Origin of the sequence: Rhizobium sp. CF080 (assembly GCF_000282095.2) — a bacterium.
In the GTDB taxonomy this organism is placed as follows: Bacteria; Pseudomonadota; Alphaproteobacteria; order Rhizobiales; family Rhizobiaceae; genus Neorhizobium.
On sequence record NZ_AKKC02000015.1, the window covers coordinates 1 to 17,261 of the forward strand.

Sequence of the window (17,261 nt, forward strand, 5' to 3'; positions counted from 1 at the left end):
GGGCCGTCCGGTGGGCGAGCCACGTCGTCCGGCGGTTCCGGCCAGTGCCGAGCATATCGCCCGTATCCGCAAGGTATTCGAGGAGGAGGGACTGCTCTGATCGTCCAGATCATCGGAATGCGAATGCTCGGGTCGATGGAGCAGGCGATATCCTGCGCTGGGATATGAGCAAAAACTTATATCTGATGACTAGAAATCGTCGTTCTGCGATCCCGCCCCGATGCTAGACTGTTCCCGGAGGAGGCTTTCGGGACCGCTGGAGACGTGATCGTCCCCGGTGCGGCCCGTCACAAGGCCGACCGGGAGGAGAACATGGTCTTTGTGCCAAACATCCCGAACCTGCGGCACCTCAGGATGCTTCAGGTCATCGGGCGCACCCAGGGCATCGGCAGCGCGGCGCGGGAAATGAACACGTCGCAGCCTGCCGTGACACTCGCCGTCGCGACGGTCGAGAGCGAATTGGGCATCGAGGTTTTCGAACGCGGCGGCTCAGGCACCTTCCCGACATCGGCGGGGCGGCTGTTGCTGGCGCGGGTCAGCCGATTCTTCGACATACTGGAGGCCGCGCTGCTGCGGGTGGCTGGCGATGCGGCTCCCCAGCGCCGGCCTCTGCCGCCGGTCGAACGCGTGATGACCAGTACCCAGATGCGGGCGCTGATCGCGCTCTCAGATCCGCGCTCGGTCGAGACGGTGGCCGAGCATCTGGACGTATCCGTCAATGCACTCTACCGCGCAACACGGTCGCTCGAAAAGGTGCTGGATGCCGATCTTTTCGATCGCACGGTCCATGGCCCCGCCTGCAACCCGGCCGGTCTGCGGCTGGCGCGCCAGTTCAAATGTGCTGCGGACGAGCTGAAACTCGCATTCGAGGAAATCCGTCTGGCCGAGGGCACGGAGGAGACCGAGATCGTCATCGGCGCCTTGCCGATGTCGGGCTCCTATGAGCTCGCAGAGGCCGTCTACGCCTTCAGTGCCCGCCGGCGGCGAGCCCGGATCAACATCGTAACCGGCGAATTCGATGCGTTGCTGGACGATCTGTCGAATTGCCGCCTGGACATGATCTTCGGCCTGTTGCGCTGCCCGGACTGGGCTCGGGACCTCACCAAGGAAGATCTGTTCAGCGATTCATACTGCATCGTCACCCGTCCGGGGCATCCGCTGGCTCGGTTGCCGACGATCACGCCGCAAGACCTGAGCAAATACGACTGGATCGTGCCCCCCGACGGCACGCCCCGCCGACGGCATATCGAGCAGCTGTTCGAGGGCATGGAGCTGCCGCATTTCAACATCGAGACGCGTTCGCTGGCGACGTCGCGGGCACTGCTGATGAAGAGCAACCTGATCACGGTAATGACCCGCAGTGAGATCCAGATCGACATGGAACTGGGCCTGCTGCGCGGCCTGCCCTGCACGCGGCTGAAAGCCATTCCCCCGAAGGGCATCGCCACCCGCGCGAACTGGATGCCGACACCGGTTCATGCCGAGTTCCTGGAAGTGCTGCGCAGCGTGACGGCTGACAAAAGGGGTCGCGGAGCGACCGGGAAACTTCTGAGCCGGGCGCGATAGCCCGGCGCAGGGATGAAGCGGCACGCAACCGCGAACACAGCCGATCAAATTCATGCCGCGGGCAACCAGCCGCGGCGCGCGCAGGCCATTTCCGGCAATGGCCACTGCCAGATTGAATTTGGCGTTCGCCCTATAAGAAGTCCCTGACCGTCGATTGCGCTTACCGGTGACCGCGGACAATCTCAGAGCATCGAAGCGGGACGTCGCGCCACTCTTGCGCAGGCCCGTTTCGCTTGACTGCCCGGACGTGGCTGGCTGGAGGGGCCTGTCATGGTTCCGGAAGCGGCAGCTTACATTTCTCGGCGCAACGGCACTACGCCACGCGTAGAGGCAAAGATCGAATTCGGAGGAGGATCCATGAAACTGTTCAAGAACAAGGCGCTGCTGGGCGCCGTGACCGCTACGGCGATGCTGGCCATGTCCTGGCTGGCGCCGGCACCCGCGCGTGCCGATGCCGTGGAGGATTTCTACAAGGGTAAGTCGGTGACATTCCTGGTCAGTGCTCCGGCAGGAAGCCTGACGGACTTCGTTGCACGCAATTTCGCCGAACACTTCAAGTCCCATATGGCCGGGCACCCGAACGTCGTTGTGCTGAACCTGCCCGGCGCGGGCGGCATGATGGCAGCCGCCCAGCTGCAATTGAAGGAGGTCAAGGATGGCACCGTCATCGGCTTCCTGCAGCGCAACAATCTCTACGTGCCTCTCGTCGAAGGGCCGAAAAGCGGCTTCGATCCGCGCGAGCTGCAATGGCTCGGCAGCCTCGAAAAGGTCGCCTACGCCATGGTGGCGATGAACAATTCGGAGGTGAAGACCACCGCGGATCTGTTCAGCAAACCGCTGATCCTGGGCGCGACCGGTTATTCCAACGAGAATCGTACCCTGCCGGCGATGCTGAACGACATGATCGGCACCAAGTTCAAGATCATCCACGGCTATGATGCGCGCGGCGAGGTCTATCTCGCCATGGAACGCGGTGAGGTGGATGGCTGGGCTTCGACGGTTGCCGGCCTCACGATCCCCGACACCAAGCAGATGCTCGACCAGGGCCGCCTGAAAGTGCTCCTGCATCTCGGCTTCGAAAGCCCTGCGCCGTTCGACAAGGTGCCCAACCTTTCCTCCTATCTGAAGACGCCGGAAGACAAGGAACTCTATTCGTTCTTCACCCGCAGCATGGTGGCCGGCCGCCCGATCGGTGTGCCCAAAGGCGTGCCGGCCGATCGTCTTGCCGCTCTGCGCAAGGCCTTCGACGAGTCGGCCGCCGATCCCGACTTCCTCTCGGCGATGAAGGCGAAGGACTATCCCGTCGAGGCTGTCAACGGTGCGGCCGTCGAGCAGGTGGTGAAGGACCTCTACGCCACCTCGGACGCGACCATGCTGAAGGTGCGGGCGATCATGACCGCCAAAGAGCCGAAGTAACAACGGCCACCACTTTGCGCCGGGGCGGGCATTCGGCTCCGGCGCTCCATAAATCCAGAGGAAAAGACCCATGCCAAGCCGGATCGTCGATATCCATCCCCACGTCATTTCACCCGATACCGTGACATATCCTCATGCACCGCTTGGAGGTGTGCATTCGGACTGGTCCAAGACCCGACCCGTCGATTTCGAGCAGATGCTGGTCGAGATGGACGAAGCCGGCGTGGACAAGGCAGCCATCGTGCATTCGTCGACCACCTATGGGTTCGATAACTCGTATCTGGCCGATTGCATCGCAAAAATGCCCGATCGTTTCACAGGTGTATATGCCGTCGATGTGCTGCAGCCCGATGCGGTCGAGAAGATCGAATACTGGCGCGGTCGCGGCATGGGTGGCCTGAGACTGTTTACCGGCGGCGCAACCAATCAGTCCAAGGGCAGCTGGCTGCTCGATGAGAAAACCTTCCCGGTCTGGGAACATTGCCAGGATATCGGCATGTCAGTGGTCATCCAGACGACACCGGACGGCTTGCACATGGTTGCGGACCTGCTGACGCGCTTCCCGCGTGCGAAAATCCTGCTCGATCACATGGGGCGCCCGGTGCTCGAGGACGGTCCGCCCTATGCCGCGGCCCAAAGCCTTTTCGCCATGGCGAAATACCCGAACCTCTACCTGAAGATCACCCCGCGCAGCTTCGATCTGGCCGCAGGCGGCAAGTCCACGCCGGCGACATTCTTCACCAGGCTGGTCGGCGAATTCGGCGCGAACCGGCTGGCATTCGGATCGAACTATCCAGCCTCGGCCGGGCCTCTGAAAAAGCTCATCGACCAGGGGCATGCCAGCTTCTCCGGCCTGTCGGAGGAGGATCGTTCTTGGATATGGGCGCGCACCGCGCAGTCCATCTATCCCGAGCTCGCGGACTGATCCGCAGCCTCTGATGCACGGCTTCCTGCCACCACTGTGACCGCAGCGGTTTGGCGCCGCGAGGAAAGAAGAGAAATGGAACATATTGCCGGATTTGGCGTGCTGGAAACGGCAGGCCATGCGTTGATCTCGCTCCTGTCGATAGATCGGATCGTATTCCTGTGGTTCGGGGTTTTGGTCGGCCTGATGCTCGGGCTGCTGCCAGGAATCGGCGGCCTGACGGGCTTTGCGCTGCTCGTACCCTTCACTTACACGATGGACCCGATCGCAGCCCTTGCGATGCTGCTCGGGATGCATTCGTCGAACACCATGTCCGACACGATCCCGGCGGTCCTGTTCGGGGTTCCGGGCGGGGCGGCCTCGCAGGCCACCGTGCTCGACGGCCTGCAGATGACCAAGCGAGGCGAGGGCGGACGAGCGCTCAGTGCTGCCTATACCAGTTCGCTGATCGGTGGATTGATCGGCGCACTGATCATGGGCATCGCGCTGCCGTCGGTGCGGCCGCTGGTGCTGTCGATCGCCACGCCCGAACTTCTGGCTATGACGATCTTCGGTATCGCGATGGTGTCTACCCTTTCTGGCAAGACGCCGCTTCGCGGCATGGTCGCGGCCTGTTTCGGCATCCTGATCGGAATGATCGGCACCAACGTTCAGACGGGGCAGATGCGCTGGACCCTTGACCTCATCTATCTGCGCGATGGCTTGCCGATCATGCCGGTTCTGCTCGGCGTCTTCGCATTGCCGGAGCTCTGCGATCTTGCCATTGGCCGCAAGGCGCTCACCGACAAGCTCGAATTCAGCACCCGCAAGGGCATGTGGCAGGGCGTCAAGGATGCGTTTGCGCACTGGTTCCTGATCCTGCGCTGCAGTTCGATCGGCGCCGTCCTGGGGGCGATCCCGGGCGTGTCGAGCGCGGTCACCGACTGGATCGTCTACGGCCATGCACTGCGCACCGAGCGGGGCGCCGACAAGAGCTTCGGCACCGGTGACGTGCGTGGCGTGATCGCCCCGGAATGTGCGGTCAATGCGTCGGAAGGCGGACGGCTCGTGCCACTTCTCGCCTTCGGCGTACCAGGCGGGGCTGCGGGAGCGATCCTCCTCAGCGCGATGATGGTGCAGGGCTTCATCCCCGGGCCTGACATGCTGACCCGCAATCTTGAGCTTACCTATACGCTTGTGTGGTCGCTGGCGCTCGCCAACGTCTTTGGTGCCGCGCTCTGCTTCGTCCTCTCAGGGCAGTTCGCCAAGATCTCCACCCTGCGCTACACGCTGATCCTGCCGAGCATCATGGCAGTCACATTCGTCGGTGCCTTCCAGGGTTCGCGCAGCTGGGGAGATCTCTATACGCTGCTGATCTTCGGGTTGATCGGCTGGACGATGAAACGGCTGAAATGGCCGCGCCCGCCGCTGATCCTCGGACTGGTTCTGGGCGTTCTGATCGAGCGTTATCTGGCGATCTCGACGCTGCGTTACGGTGCTGACTGGCTGACCCGGCCGGGCGTGATGCTGATCCTCGCCGCATCCGCCTGGGTGATGCTGAGCCCCCTTTACCGCATCGTGCGCCGCAAGGGGTTTGGCGGATTGCTGCCGCGCGGCAGTTTTTCGGTCCAGTCCTCGGATCTCGTCTACGTCTTCTTCATCGGCATCGCGGCCTGGATGCTGGTCGAAGCGCAGGGCTGGTTCTTCAATGCGCGGATCGGGCCGACCTTTGCGGCAGGCACGCTGATCGTCGCCGGTTCGATCAGCCTCATCTGGCTGCTGTTCTCGGGCCGCGGCAGCGCCAATCCGGCCGCCGAGGAGGAGGGCATCCATATGGACCTCTTGGCGGATGACGACCTGCCGGCGCGCACGGTGGCGGCGCGGGCGGCGCAGTTCTTCGGCTGGTACATCTTCTTCCTGGCCGGCACCGCGGTCATAGGCCTGATCCCAACCGTTCCTTTGATGATCCTCGGCTATATGCGGGCGGAAGCGCGCGAGCCCTGGAAGCTCAGCGTCGCGATCGCCCTCGGCGCGATGCTTTTCATCTGGATCGTATTCGACCGGCTGGTCGGGGTGCCCTGGCCGCACAGCCTGCTTGGCGAATGGATCCCGTCGCTGCGCGGCGTCATCCCCTCGGTCTGACCAAACCTCATACGGACGGGATCGAGCGATGCCGTCCTCCCCCTATCGTAAATGACGGAGACCCTCATGGACAATGCCTCGGAACTCACGCTGAAATGCTGCCTGCGCAGCTACCCCTATACGGACGCCATCAAGGCCGGAAACATCACCATACCGGGCGTGAAGCTCGATTTCGTTGACGTCAAGCCGCATATCGCCGCCTTCCGTCGGATGGTGCGCGAGCTGGAATTCGACGTCTGCGAACTGGCGCCCACCACCTATGTGATCGCCCGCGCCTATGGGGTGAAGATCAAGGCGCTGCCGATCTTCTTCGTTCGCCGTTTCCATCATGACGGCCTGATGGTGCCGGAAAATTCCGCCATCAAGGGGCCGAAGGATCTTATCGGCAAGAAGGTCGGCGTGCGCGCCTGGTCGGTGACGACGGGCGTTTGGAAGCGCGGCATCCTGCAGAACGAATACGGGGTCGATCCGTCACAGGTGACATGGGTCGTCGATGACGAGGAACATGTCGAGGCGCTGAAGCTGCCGCCCTATGTCCAGCATGCACCGGACGGCAAGTCGATCGCCGGCATGTTCGCGGCGGGCGAGATCGACGCGGGCTTCACCGGTGACGCCGGTGTCGGGCGCGAGGGCAAGCCAACCAGCGACTGGAAGGCGGCCGAGGCGAAACCGTCGCAGGCGTTGCGGGACGTCTTTGCCGGCGAGAAGGGGGCGGAGCGCGATTTCTTCAAGCGGACCGGTGTGTTCCCGATGCATGGCACGCTCGCGGTACGAGAAGATGTGCTCGACGCCCATCCGGACCTGGCGCACAAGCTCTACAACGCCTTCGTGGCGGCGAGGGCACCCTATATCGAGGACCTGAAGGCGGGCCGCGCCACGGGCGAACAGGCCGAAAAGGACAAGAAGCTCATCCCGATCGTCGGTGACCCGCTGCCTTACGGCATCGAGGCCAATCGCACCTCGATCGAGGGGCTGATCCGCTATGCGCATCAGCAGGGCCTTATCCCGAAGAGCTATTCGGCCGAGGAAATGTTCGTCGCGCTCTAACAATAGTCGGCGGTCTGTCGCTCGCCGGCGCTGCGGACCGCTTTCTCGAAGGCCAGCCCTTTCGAGGGCGAGGAGGATGCAGGAATGACAGAAACGACACGCCGCAACCGACTGGTCGAGATCGACCGATCCAAGACCACGCCGGAACAGGAGGCGGTGATCGAAAGGCTCGGCGAGGGCCGCGGGCGGATCCCGACTCCTTACAAGGTCTGGCTGCACAGCGCCCGCCTGGCCGACGGCATGGAGGTGATCGGCACCTACCTCAACAGCGGCGCTCACCTGACCAACGCCGAATTCGAGATCGCGACGCTGGCGACGGCGGTCTTCTGGCGCTCTCCCTATGTGGTCACCAACCATGCACGGCATGCGGTGCAAGCGGGCGTGCCCGAGCAGGCCGTCGAGGCAATTCTTGCCGGCCGCAGACCGGTCGTCGCCAGCGAGCGGCTGCAGACGGTCTCCGATTTCGCTGCGGACCTTCTGGCCGGGGGCTCGATCGAGGACGATCGTTTCGATGCCTACGAGAAGGTTCTCGGGCGCGAAGGCATTGCCGAATTGATCGTCCTCGTCGGTTATTATTCGACGGTCTCGATCGGGATGCGGGTCCACGAGGTTCCCGCCAGAGGCTGAGATCGCCGGCCGTCTCCAGGGCAGATCAATATCGCCGAACTTATCACGCCGGTTCCCCTATCAATCGCCCGTTCGCGTGCTTTCAAGCTAATTTGCGGTGCCTGATAGGGGCGGATCGTAGGCGCCGGGCTTGGAGGAGAAGCCCTGTTTCCGGTCCATGTCACCGAGCCGGGACTGATCGCGGTTTCGGAAGGCAGGATGTGCAGTTTCAACAATTTGGAGCGTTCTTCGCGCGCCCGCAGGAACGCACGGCGTCTGTCGTGTGTCGCCGGGATTTCCGCAAACCGGGGAGGAATATCATGAAGATCACGGAATCGAATGTTACGCGCAGGACCGTCATCCGGGGCGCCGCCGGCGCAGCCGCGTTGTTGGCCGTTTCCCCGTTCGACAAGCTCATGGCCGCCGGTTCGGCCAAGCTTGCGGACCTGCCGTACACGGTCAACATCGTCAACACGGGTTCCAACGCGACGCTTGTCCAGCAGGAGCTTCTGAAGCAGCTGGGTTATTTCGACGCGTTGAACGTCAAGACGACGACCGTGAATGTGGCTGATGGCAGCAAGCTGATGGGCAGCCTGATCAGTGCCCAAAGTGATATCTGCGTCCTTTCCGGTTTTTCGCAGGTACTGCCGGCCATCGAGAAGGGCGCCCAGCTCAAGGTCGTCGCGGCGGCAAACCAGCTGATCGCCCAGGCGCTCTACAGCAGCAATCCGAACATCAGGAAGGTCGAGGATCTCAAGGGCAAAACCATCGGCACCGGAGCGATCGGCGCGCTTCTCCACCAGATGATGGTGGCGCTCTTGCGCAAGCACGGCGTCAATCCTAACGACGTTCAGTTCGTCAATGTCGGAAGCAGCGCCGATGTCTTCAAGTCTGTTGTCGGCGGCAGGGTCGATGCGGGTCCGGCGATGACCGACGTCTACGATCAGCAGGCGCAATACGGTGTTCATGCGATCGCGGATTTCTGGTCCGAACTGCCTGAATATCCGTATCAGGGGTCCTATGCCTCTCAGACCGCGATCGACGGCCGGCGCGAAGGCCTTGTTCGGGTCCTCGCCGCCTATTGCAAGCTCTATCGCTTCATGATGGACGATCCGTCTGCGGAAGAGGCTTTCATGAAGGCCTACAAGACCGCCATCGGAACGTCGGACGAAGCGCAGGGCCGGATGATGATCAAGTTCACCCGGCAAAACAGGACCTATACCAAGGATCTCATCCTGACGCAGGCGCAGGTCGATTACATGCAGGCTCTCAATCTGGAATTTGGAATTCAGAAGGTAAAGCTGCCCTTCGACAAGGTGGTCGATCTTTCGCTTGCCAGGGAAGCAACCAAGCTGATCGATCAGGGATGATCCCGGCGGGCCTGCTCACCGGGTAGCCGGGACATGCGGCGGCCCAGTGGGAATGCTCGCCCCCAATCATGGAAACCGGCGGTGCTTTTCCCAGCACTGCCGCTTTCATTTGACGGGAAATGAAACTTGCCGAGGCCGGAGCCGGATCGGACGCTGTCAGCCCATCCACTGGCTGACGGGCGCTGCCGCATCCTGCAGCGGCTGGCAGATGACATCGATCAGCGTCGGGCCGTCATGTGCGATGGCGGCCCGAAGAGCGGCCGGGAAATCGGCGGGATTTTCAATCCGCCACGCCTTCACGCCATAGGCTTCGGCAACGGCGGCATGATTGGTCCGGTTGAAATCGACCGAGAAATAGCGCTCGCCATAGCCGCTTTTCTGGCTCGCCTTGATCCAGCCGAAGACCGAATTCGAAAACACGATCATCGTCATCGGCACGTTGTAGCGGGTGATGGTTTCCAGTTCGCCCACCGTGAAGCCGAAGCTTCCGTCTCCCATCACCGAGACGACCTTTGCCGACGGACGCCCGAACCAGGCGCCGACGGCCGCAGACATCGAATAACCGAGCGCGCCATGGGCGCGGTTGGTGATGAAATGGCGGCCCGGTTTTCTCAGTGTGTAGTAGGCCGAGAGATAGGGGCAGGGCGTTCCGGGGTCCGCCACAATGATCGCGTCTTCCGGCAGCGCCTTGTTGAGTTCGGCAATCACCAGTTCCGGCCGGATCGGCAATTCGCGGCTTTCACTCAGGCTCGCAAGGGCCTGCGCCTTCTCGTCCTTTGCCGCCGTGACGATGGCAACTGCCCCCCGTGAGATCGGGAGGGGCTCGCCGCTGATCCTGATCGTATCGCAAAGAGCCTCAAGCGCGCGGCGCGCGTCCGCCGGAAGCCCCACGGCCGTGCGGTAATTGCAGGAGATCACCATCGGATCGATGTCGATATGGATGATGGTGACGTCCGGACCGGGAACGGTGCGGTGTTCGGTGGATGTCGAGCCCGCCCGGCACCCGACGAAGATGACCAGATCGGCCTTCGCCAGAACGTCGCGGGTGCATGGCAGGCCGCCATTGGCGCCGACCACGCCGACGCAGAGCGGATGGGTTTCCGCCAGTGAGCCTTGGCCGCTGATCGTCGTGCAGACCGGCGCGTCGATCAGTTCCGCCAGTTCCGCCAAGGCCGCCGTGGCGCCGGAAATGACGACTCCGCCACCGCAAACGAAGACCGGAAAACGGGCGTCGGCGATCAGATCGGCGGCCCTGGCAACGGATTCGGGATCGGGAGCGGTACGCCAGGCGGGCACCGCACCATGTTCCGGCTGGGCCCAGATGTCGTCGCCGCCGGTGCGATGCTTCTGCACGTCGTAGGGCAGGCCGATATGCGCCGCACCGGGCTTGCCGGTGGTCATGGCGCGGAAAGCGGTCCGGAGCGTGTGCGGGATCTCCCCCACCGTATCGATGACCTTGTTCCATTTGGTCAGCGGGGCATAGAGCCTTGTCTGATCGAGTTCGGTCAGCGGGTAGCGGCCGCGCGCCGTCACGGGAACGTCTGTCGTAATCCCGAGAACCGGAACCGAAGATTCGTTGGATTCCACCAGTCCAGGGAGAAGGTATGTGGCGCCGCCGCCACTCGGCCCTTCGCAGACGCCGACCCTGCCGGTAACGCGTGCATATCCGTCAGCCATGTAGGCCGCCGATCGTTCGTCGCGGGTGAGGACATGGGTGATACCGTGGTCGAGCCGCGCCAGCGCATCATAGAGTGGCAGGCTCGTATCGCCGCAGAGACCGAAGACATGGGTAACCCCATGGGCTTCGAGCATCCGGACCACCAGCTCGGCACCGCTTATCGTGTTGTCGTTTACGGTCATCAACGCATCCAGGGTCATCGTCATCTGAAGTCTTGTTACAGCCGATATGGCATCGGGCGCCAGTAGGCGCCCGTCGCTGTGTGAAGGGAAGGACATCGACAGGATGTTTTTCCGGGGTAGGGCGGCTTCGCCGTTTACTTCTTCAGCAGGGCGATGGCATCGCGGGCGATGGACATGTCCGCAACCTTGTCGAACGGCAGCAGTTTCGTCTGCACTTTCAGATCGATATTGAGCTGCTGCATGAAGTTCAGCCGCTCTTCATTCAGCACGAGATCGGCGGCAAACGGCTTGTACTTCTGGATGACGGTCCAGACCGCATTGCTGTCGGCCTCGCTGGCATTCGGAAACACGGTCTTGCGTGCCTTGAAGAAGGCATCCTTCGCATCCGGCGTCTGCACGAAGCGGTAGAGCTTGGCATAGGCCGCCATGGTACGGACGAGTTTGTCGCGTTCCTTCTCGATCAGCGCGGTGGAGGTCCATGCGCCCTGATAAGTGTATTCGGGAAGCTCGACGGCCAGGTTGCCCTTCTCGACCATGCGGACCTTGTACTGATCCTGCTGCTCGATGATCGCAAGTTCGCCGACACCGGCATCGACGGTGCCCATGACCGCGCCCTTGAAGATGTCCACGCTGGCGCCAATGTTGACGAACTGGACCTTGCTGACGTCCACGCCATGCTTGCGCAGCAGCGCCACCATCAGCTGGTGGACGAGGGCGCCGAGCGAACCGGTGCCGATCGTGCGGCCCTCCAGGTCCTTCAGCGTCTTGACGTCCGGCTTGGTTGTGAAGAGGGCGAGCGACGGCAACAGGGCTGCGCCGCCGAGGACGCGGATTTCGGCACCTCGCTCGATGGCCGGGAAAAGCTGGCCGAAACCGGACATGGTGCTGAGATCGAGGCTGCCGCCGACAATGCCGCTGAGGATCTTCGATCCGTCGGCGACCGCGAGCACATTCGGCGCCAGTCCGAATTCTTCCAGAAAGCCCTGCTGCTTCATCAGTTCCTGCATCGCCTGGTTGACGGCGCCGGACGCATTGGCGATCGAAACCGGCGTCGGTGACCCTGCCGGCGCGGCCATGCCGAGCCGCGGCCCGACCAGGCCGGCGGCCAGCATGGTTCCCAAGACGCCGCGACGCGTAAACTGCCTGTTGAACATTCCCGTCCTCCCTTTTCCCTAAAATCGAATTCAGTTGTCCGTACGTCCCGGGGCCTCCTCGCCTCGCGGGATTTCTGGATGGAAACCGCAATATTTCGATGTCGACTATTGTCGCTATCGTTTCGCGAGAAAAATCACAAAGCCGGCCAAGGTTATAAGAAAACTGAAACGCGCTGCCCGACGCGATGCATCGGCAACTGTCGGATACGACGGGACATTTCGTCCTGCCGCATCCGTTGGTCTGCGGCCTGTGTTCAAGGAACAAGCGCCGCCGTCGTTTCGTCGAACAGCTCGTCGACGCTGGGCCTGCGGGGGATGATCTTCTGTTCGTAGGACCAATCGATCGCCATCTGGATGCCCTTGCGGTTGGCTTCGAGACCGAAGGGCGGCAGCAGCGCCGGAGGGGCGGCCTTGCGGCTCTCGACGAGCAGGCGGAAGATCTCCTTGACCACGTCGGGCCGGCTCTTCAGGAGATCCTTGTGGACGACGAACATGTGGTTGATCGGCACGATATTTTCGAGCTCGGACCACTTTTTACCCTCTTCCATGGCGTTTGGAATGAGGGTGGCGATGCGCGGATCGTCCGGCATGTCATTGCCGAGGATCGCCGCGTCGATTTCCCCGGAATAGAGCAGCTCGGCGAGCTTGGAGCCCTTGGGAAGCATGCGGCAATTCGGGGGATCGCGATATTCCGCCAGGTGGCTTTCATCGGTTGTCAGCCAGGTGATCTTGTCGAGATCGACGCCGTATTCGTGCTGCAGGATGCCGCGGACCCAGAGGCCGGTCGTCTGGGCATAGCTGCGTACGCCCACCTTCCTGCCTTCGAGGTCCTTCGGCTTCAGCTCGTTGATGCTCTTGTTGTAGCCGATGCAATGATGCTGGGTGCGGCCAGAGATGGGGGCCGGCAGAAGAGCGTAGGGCTTGCCGTAGATATGGGCCTGAAGATAGGTCACGATCGCCAGTTCGCCGGCGTCGAAGGCATTTTCGCGCAGCATCGGCTTGAAGCCGTCATGAGCGGTCTTCGGGCCGCAGAAGTCGAATTCGAACAGCGACGGCTTGAGCGCTTCCGACTTCAGAGCCTTGGTGACCGGATAGTCGGCAAGATTCGTCCGCAGCTTGAGGGTCGTGTCTGATTTATAGTCCATAAGGCTCTCCCATATCTCTAATCCATGCCGCCGCGCCGAATCGACCTGTCTGCCCGATCGCCGCACGAAAATGGGAAGCGAACTGGTGGTGAAACGCCCGGTCCGCAGTCCTCGTCGGCGGGCCAGGGAAATGCGAAGGCAATCTGCCTGCGGCATCGCAAAAGTCTTCCATCGGCGAAGCTGTCGCCAATTGAAATGCGGGCCTGATCGATAAGAATTCCGTAATCGCAGCTCCTGGCGAGGGGGAAGACACTCCTGCGGCCATAAATCCAATCACGCCCTACGACTTTCCGATGCCCCGGGAGAGGCGCAGTCGTTCTAAGGGGGAAGATGCTGCCCTGGTCTTCCATCGGCGATGGATGCTGTGGCGAGAGTGGGCAGCGAGAGTGGGTTATGTGAGGAGCAGGAAGATATGAACGGTGCAGAGAGCTTGGTTCGGACCCTTGTGGGTGCAGGGGTCGATACGTGTTTCGCCAATCCCGGTACGTCCGAGATGCATTTCGTCTCGGCGCTGGACCGGGTCGACGGCATGCGTTCCATCCTCGTGCTGCATGAGACCGTCGCCACCGGCGCGGCCGACGGTTACTGGCGCATGGCGGACAGGCCTGCTGCCAACCTGCTGCACCTTGGGCCAGGTCTCGCCAACGGGCTTTCCAACATCCACAATGCGCGCAAGGCGGCATCCGGGATGCTCAACATCATCGGTGAACATGCAAGCTGGCATTTGAAATACGACGCGCCGCTTGCTTCCGATATCGAAGGTATCGCGCGCCCCCTTTCCGACTGGGTCAAGACGTCTCTTGGATCTCAGGCGATCGGAGCGGATGCGGCCCAGGCGGTGATCGAGGCGCGGCAGTCGCGCATTGCATCGCTGATTCTGCCGGGCGATACGGCCTGGGAAGAGGGTGGAGCGGTCGCCGACGCACTGGCCATGCCCACGGTCGCAGGGTTCGATGAAAAATCGATCGAGGCGGCGGTGCGGGCGTTGCGCAGCGGCGAGTCCACGATGCTGATCATCGGCGGTCGGGCAATCCGCGGAAAGGCACTGGAGATCGCCGGCCGTATCGCCGGCAAGACCGGAGCAGTGCTTGCGACACAGTTCTTCAGTTCGCGCATCGAGCGCGGCGCAGGGCGCGTGCCGACATTCCGGATTCCGTATTTCGTCGACTCGGCTCTCGGTGCATTGAAGGACTTCAAGCATATCGTCACGATCGAGACCAAGGAGCCGGTTTCGTTTTTTGCCTATCCCAACAAGCCGAGCCAGATCAAGGCCGAGGGCACCCAGGTGCATCAGGTCTGCAACCCCGGCGGCGATGGATTGGCGGCGTTGGAAGCTCTGGCCGAGGCGGTCGGCGCGAAGGCTTCGGATGCGCCGCATCAGGAGCGGACCGAGACCGCTTTGCCCTCGGGCGCCCTGAACCAGCAGACGATCGCCCATATCCTGTCCGCACTGATCCCCGAGAATGCCATCGTCGTCGACGAGTCCGTGACCACGGGGCGCGAATCCTTCGGGTTGACCGCCGGTGCCGCCCCGCATGACTGGCTGCAGAACATGGGCGGGTCGATCGGCTTCGGCCTGCCTGTCGCCACCGGCGCCGCCATTGGCGCTCCGGGCCGCCGCGTCATCTCGCTGTCGGGCGACGGTTGCGCGATGTACACCTTGCAATCCCTCTGGACGCAGGCACGCGAAGGGCTGGATGTGACGACGCTGGTATTCTCGAACCGGGCGTACCAGATCCTTCGCGTCGAGTTTGCCGGTGTCGGTGCCGGCGCACCCGGCGAAAAGGCCAGCGCCATGATGACCCTCGACAATCCGCCGCTCGATTTCCTGGCGCTTGCACGCGGGTTGGGCGTTCCCGGCACGCGCGTTTCCGATTGCGGCGAACTGATTGCGGCGCTGAAACGCGTCCTGCGGCAGCCCGGCCCGCATCTGATCGATGTGACGCTATAAAACCGCGTCTCGTCCAAGCGATCGATGATCGTCGGAGGCAAAGGCCGGATGCAGTTTCCGCCTTTTCCCGCGTTAGGGCCTGCCGACGCACCCGGCGTGACACCATCCCGAACGGAGTCGGCGCAGGTCTTTGAATTTGCTGCGGAGTTTGACGTCGAAGCAAAGCCGGACCTAACCCGATACAAAGAACTTATAGCCGGGGACGCCATTCCAATTGGAGAATGGTCCTCAAAATGTTTCAGTTTTATCCAGCACTCGCAGGAGGAGGCGCGTCGGGGAGCATGGCGCTCACCGCGCGGATATCAGCGACAAGTGCACAGAACCGGAGGAATTTCATGGCGGAAGATAGGAAGGTAAAGCTTGCGGTACAGAATGTCTCGAAGACATTCCGGGTACGCGGGACGATGGGGGAGAGCGATTCCCTGCTTCCTGTTCTGCGCAACCTGAGCTTCGACGTCTACGAGAACGAGATCGTCTCGCTGATCGGAGAGAGCGGCTGCGGCAAGACGACCCTTTTGCGCATCGTGCAGGGACTGATCCGGCTGGATGCCGGGACGATCCGGGTCGATGGCAATGCGGTTGGCGTCCCGGGCCGCGACCGGGGTTTCGTCTTCCAGCAGTCGAGCCTTCTGCCGTGGCGGACGGCGCGCCAGAATGTCGAATTCGGGCTGGAACTGTCCGGCGTGCCGAAGCGAGAGCGGGGCGAGAAGTCGCGGGAGCTGTTAAAGCTCGTCGGGCTTGCGCACGCCACCGAACAATATCCGCACGAACTGTCGGGCGGCATGCAGCAGCGCGTCAACCTGGCGCGGGCGATGGCCATCGATCCGGCCATCCTTTTGATGGACGAACCGTTCAGCGCGCTCGACGCCCAGACCCGCGAAGTGCTGCAGCGCGAACTGCTGCGCATCCAGGCCGAAGCCAACAAGACGATCCTGTTCGTCACTCACGACCTCGACGAGGCGATCTATCTTTCCAACCGCGTCATCGTGCTGGGCGCCAAGCCCGGCCGGATCAAGAAGATCATCGAGATCCCGTTCGGGCGCAACCGCCCTGAACTGCCGCAGATGCGCGGCGAGCCGGAGTTCCAGCGCATCCGCGCGGAAATGTGGGACCTCATCCGCAATACCCCGGCCAGTGCCGCGGTCGCTGCCTGAGACAAGGGGACATGACAATGCTCGACAAGACCATCCCCCACGCTCCCGATCACGTCCTGCCAAGCGCCGACCCTAATGCCACAGCCGGGTCGACGGTCGTGCCCGATACGGTCGAGGAGATCGGCCCGGCGCCGCGTTCCAACGCCACACGCTGGATCCGGCTTGCCTCGATCTTCATCGTGCTGATCGGCTGGGAACTCGCCGGCCGTCAGGTCAATCCGCTGTTCATGTCCTATCCCTCGGCGATCGCGACCTCGGCCATGCGCCTGATCGCGTCCGGCGAACTGGGTGCGGCGCTGCTTGAATCCCTGAAGACGCTGCTGGTCGGCTTCGTGGTGTCGTCCGCCTTCGGCATCTGCGTCGGGCTGGCGATCGGCCGTTACCGGACTGTCGAGGCGGCCACCGACTGGGTCATCAACGCCCTTTATGCGACGCCGCTGGTGGCCATCGTGCCGCTGGTGACCCTTTGGTTCGGCCTCGGCTTCCAGGCCAAGCTGTTCATCGTCTTCATCATGACGCTGTTCCCGGTGCTGATCAACACGTCGGCCGGCGTGCGCAACGTGCCGGCGCAGCTGATCGAACTCGGCAATGCCTTTGCCGCCAACGAATGGCAGATCTTCACGAAGATCATCCTGCCGTCGGCTTTGCCTTACATGATGACGGGACTCAGGCTCGGCATCGGCCGCGCCATCATCGGCATGGTCGTGGCCGAGTTCTTTACCGCCATCACTGGGCTTGGCGCACTGATCATCAAATACGGCAACCAGTACGATACCGCCTCGATGTTCGTGCCGATCTTCGTCCTCATGCTGCTCGGCATCGCGCTCAGCGTCACGGTCAAGCGCATGGAAGACTGGATTGCCCCCTGGAAAGCCCGGCAAGGCGATTGACGGGCAGGCAGCCGAACGAGGCCCAGGCCGAGGCTTGCAGAAAAAGGGAATTGTAC

The 17,261-nt window shown here is 62.5% G+C and carries 13 protein-coding genes; 10 read left to right on the forward strand and 3 right to left on the reverse strand.

Annotated features, from left to right (window positions below; genetic code table 11):
* Positions 1-312 precede the first annotated feature (312 nt).
* The 7 genes from PMI07_RS26990 to PMI07_RS27020 all read left to right on the forward strand — a co-directional run bounded on the left by PMI07_RS26990 (position 313) and on the right by PMI07_RS27020 (position 9,051).
* Positions 313-1,566: a LysR family transcriptional regulator gene (locus PMI07_RS26990; RefSeq protein WP_024164194.1), complete on the forward strand. Its 1,254-nt coding sequence runs from the start codon at positions 313-315 to the stop codon at positions 1,564-1,566.
* Between the two features lie 357 nt (positions 1,567-1,923).
* Positions 1,924-2,982: a tripartite tricarboxylate transporter substrate-binding protein gene (locus PMI07_RS26995; RefSeq protein WP_007757748.1), complete on the forward strand. Its 1,059-nt coding sequence runs from the start codon at positions 1,924-1,926 to the stop codon at positions 2,980-2,982.
* Positions 2,983-3,052: 70 nt separating this feature from the next.
* A complete protein-coding gene (locus PMI07_RS27000; protein WP_007757745.1) occupies positions 3,053-3,907 on the forward strand; it encodes an amidohydrolase family protein in 855 nt (284 codons plus the stop codon).
* Between the two features lie 75 nt (positions 3,908-3,982).
* Positions 3,983-6,028, forward strand: coding sequence for a tripartite tricarboxylate transporter permease (locus tag PMI07_RS27005; RefSeq protein WP_024164195.1), 2,046 nt, complete (start codon positions 3,983-3,985; stop codon positions 6,026-6,028).
* A gap of 66 nt (positions 6,029-6,094) precedes the next feature.
* A complete protein-coding gene (locus PMI07_RS27010; protein ID WP_007759969.1) occupies positions 6,095-7,075 on the forward strand; it encodes an ABC transporter substrate-binding protein in 981 nt (326 codons plus the stop codon).
* Between the two features lie 84 nt (positions 7,076-7,159).
* Positions 7,160-7,702: a carboxymuconolactone decarboxylase family protein gene (locus PMI07_RS27015; RefSeq protein ID WP_007759967.1), complete on the forward strand. Its 543-nt coding sequence runs from the start codon at positions 7,160-7,162 to the stop codon at positions 7,700-7,702.
* Between the two features lie 299 nt (positions 7,703-8,001).
* On the forward strand, positions 8,002-9,051 hold the full coding sequence (locus PMI07_RS27020; RefSeq protein ID WP_007759966.1) for an ABC transporter substrate-binding protein: 1,050 nt from the start codon (positions 8,002-8,004) through the stop codon (positions 9,049-9,051).
* A 156-nt stretch (positions 9,052-9,207) separates the two neighbouring features.
* Here the strand turns inward: PMI07_RS27020 and PMI07_RS27025 are convergent, their stop codons facing one another.
* The 3 genes from PMI07_RS27025 to PMI07_RS27035 form a co-directional block, all read right to left on the reverse strand.
* Positions 9,208-10,935, reverse strand: coding sequence for a thiamine pyrophosphate-binding protein (locus tag PMI07_RS27025; protein WP_245277244.1), 1,728 nt, complete (start codon positions 10,933-10,935; stop codon positions 9,208-9,210).
* 110 nt (positions 10,936-11,045) lie between these two features.
* Positions 11,046-12,065 (reverse strand): ABC transporter substrate-binding protein, encoded by a 1,020-nt coding sequence (locus PMI07_RS27030; protein WP_007753027.1) that lies wholly within the window; start codon positions 12,063-12,065, stop codon positions 11,046-11,048.
* Between the two features lie 254 nt (positions 12,066-12,319).
* Entirely contained in the window at positions 12,320-13,210 is an 891-nt protein-coding gene (locus PMI07_RS27035; RefSeq protein WP_007753025.1) for a hypothetical protein, read from the reverse strand.
* 412 nt (positions 13,211-13,622) lie between these two features.
* Here PMI07_RS27035 and PMI07_RS27040 point away from each other — a divergent pair, with 412 nt between their 5' ends.
* From PMI07_RS27040 to PMI07_RS27050, 3 genes are all read left to right on the forward strand, one after another.
* Positions 13,623-15,161: an acetolactate synthase large subunit gene (locus PMI07_RS27040; protein ID WP_007753020.1), complete on the forward strand. Its 1,539-nt coding sequence runs from the start codon at positions 13,623-13,625 to the stop codon at positions 15,159-15,161.
* 335 nt (positions 15,162-15,496) lie between these two features.
* Positions 15,497-16,315 (forward strand): ABC transporter ATP-binding protein, encoded by an 819-nt coding sequence (locus PMI07_RS27045; RefSeq protein WP_007753018.1) that lies wholly within the window; start codon positions 15,497-15,499, stop codon positions 16,313-16,315.
* Positions 16,316-16,332: 17 nt separating this feature from the next.
* Positions 16,333-17,205: an ABC transporter permease gene (locus PMI07_RS27050; RefSeq protein WP_007753016.1), complete on the forward strand. Its 873-nt coding sequence runs from the start codon at positions 16,333-16,335 to the stop codon at positions 17,203-17,205.
* Positions 17,206-17,261 lie beyond the last annotated feature (56 nt).

What these genes read in the sequence shown, in the direction of transcription:
- PMI07_RS26990 (WP_024164194.1), top strand. Translation starts at nt 313, where the DNA reads ATGGTCTTTGTGCCAAACATCCCGAACCTGCGGCACCTCAGGATGCTT.
- PMI07_RS26995 (WP_007757748.1), top strand. Translation starts at nt 1,924, where the DNA reads ATGAAACTGTTCAAGAACAAGGCGCTGCTGGGCGCCGTGACCGCTACG.
- PMI07_RS27000 (WP_007757745.1), top strand. Translation starts at nt 3,053, where the DNA reads ATGCCAAGCCGGATCGTCGATATCCATCCCCACGTCATTTCACCCGAT.
- PMI07_RS27005 (WP_024164195.1), top strand. Translation starts at nt 3,983, where the DNA reads ATGGAACATATTGCCGGATTTGGCGTGCTGGAAACGGCAGGCCATGCG.
- PMI07_RS27010 (WP_007759969.1), top strand. Translation starts at nt 6,095, where the DNA reads ATGGACAATGCCTCGGAACTCACGCTGAAATGCTGCCTGCGCAGCTAC.
- PMI07_RS27015 (WP_007759967.1), top strand. Translation starts at nt 7,160, where the DNA reads ATGACAGAAACGACACGCCGCAACCGACTGGTCGAGATCGACCGATCC.
- PMI07_RS27020 (WP_007759966.1), top strand. Translation starts at nt 8,002, where the DNA reads ATGAAGATCACGGAATCGAATGTTACGCGCAGGACCGTCATCCGGGGC.
- PMI07_RS27025 (WP_245277244.1), bottom strand. Translation starts at nt 10,935, where the DNA reads ATGACGATGACCCTGGATGCGTTGATGACCGTAAACGACAACACGATA.
- PMI07_RS27030 (WP_007753027.1), bottom strand. Translation starts at nt 12,065, where the DNA reads ATGTTCAACAGGCAGTTTACGCGTCGCGGCGTCTTGGGAACCATGCTG.
- PMI07_RS27035 (WP_007753025.1), bottom strand. Translation starts at nt 13,210, where the DNA reads ATGGACTATAAATCAGACACGACCCTCAAGCTGCGGACGAATCTTGCC.
- PMI07_RS27040 (WP_007753020.1), top strand. Translation starts at nt 13,623, where the DNA reads ATGAACGGTGCAGAGAGCTTGGTTCGGACCCTTGTGGGTGCAGGGGTC.
- PMI07_RS27045 (WP_007753018.1), top strand. Translation starts at nt 15,497, where the DNA reads ATGGCGGAAGATAGGAAGGTAAAGCTTGCGGTACAGAATGTCTCGAAG.
- PMI07_RS27050 (WP_007753016.1), top strand. Translation starts at nt 16,333, where the DNA reads ATGCTCGACAAGACCATCCCCCACGCTCCCGATCACGTCCTGCCAAGC.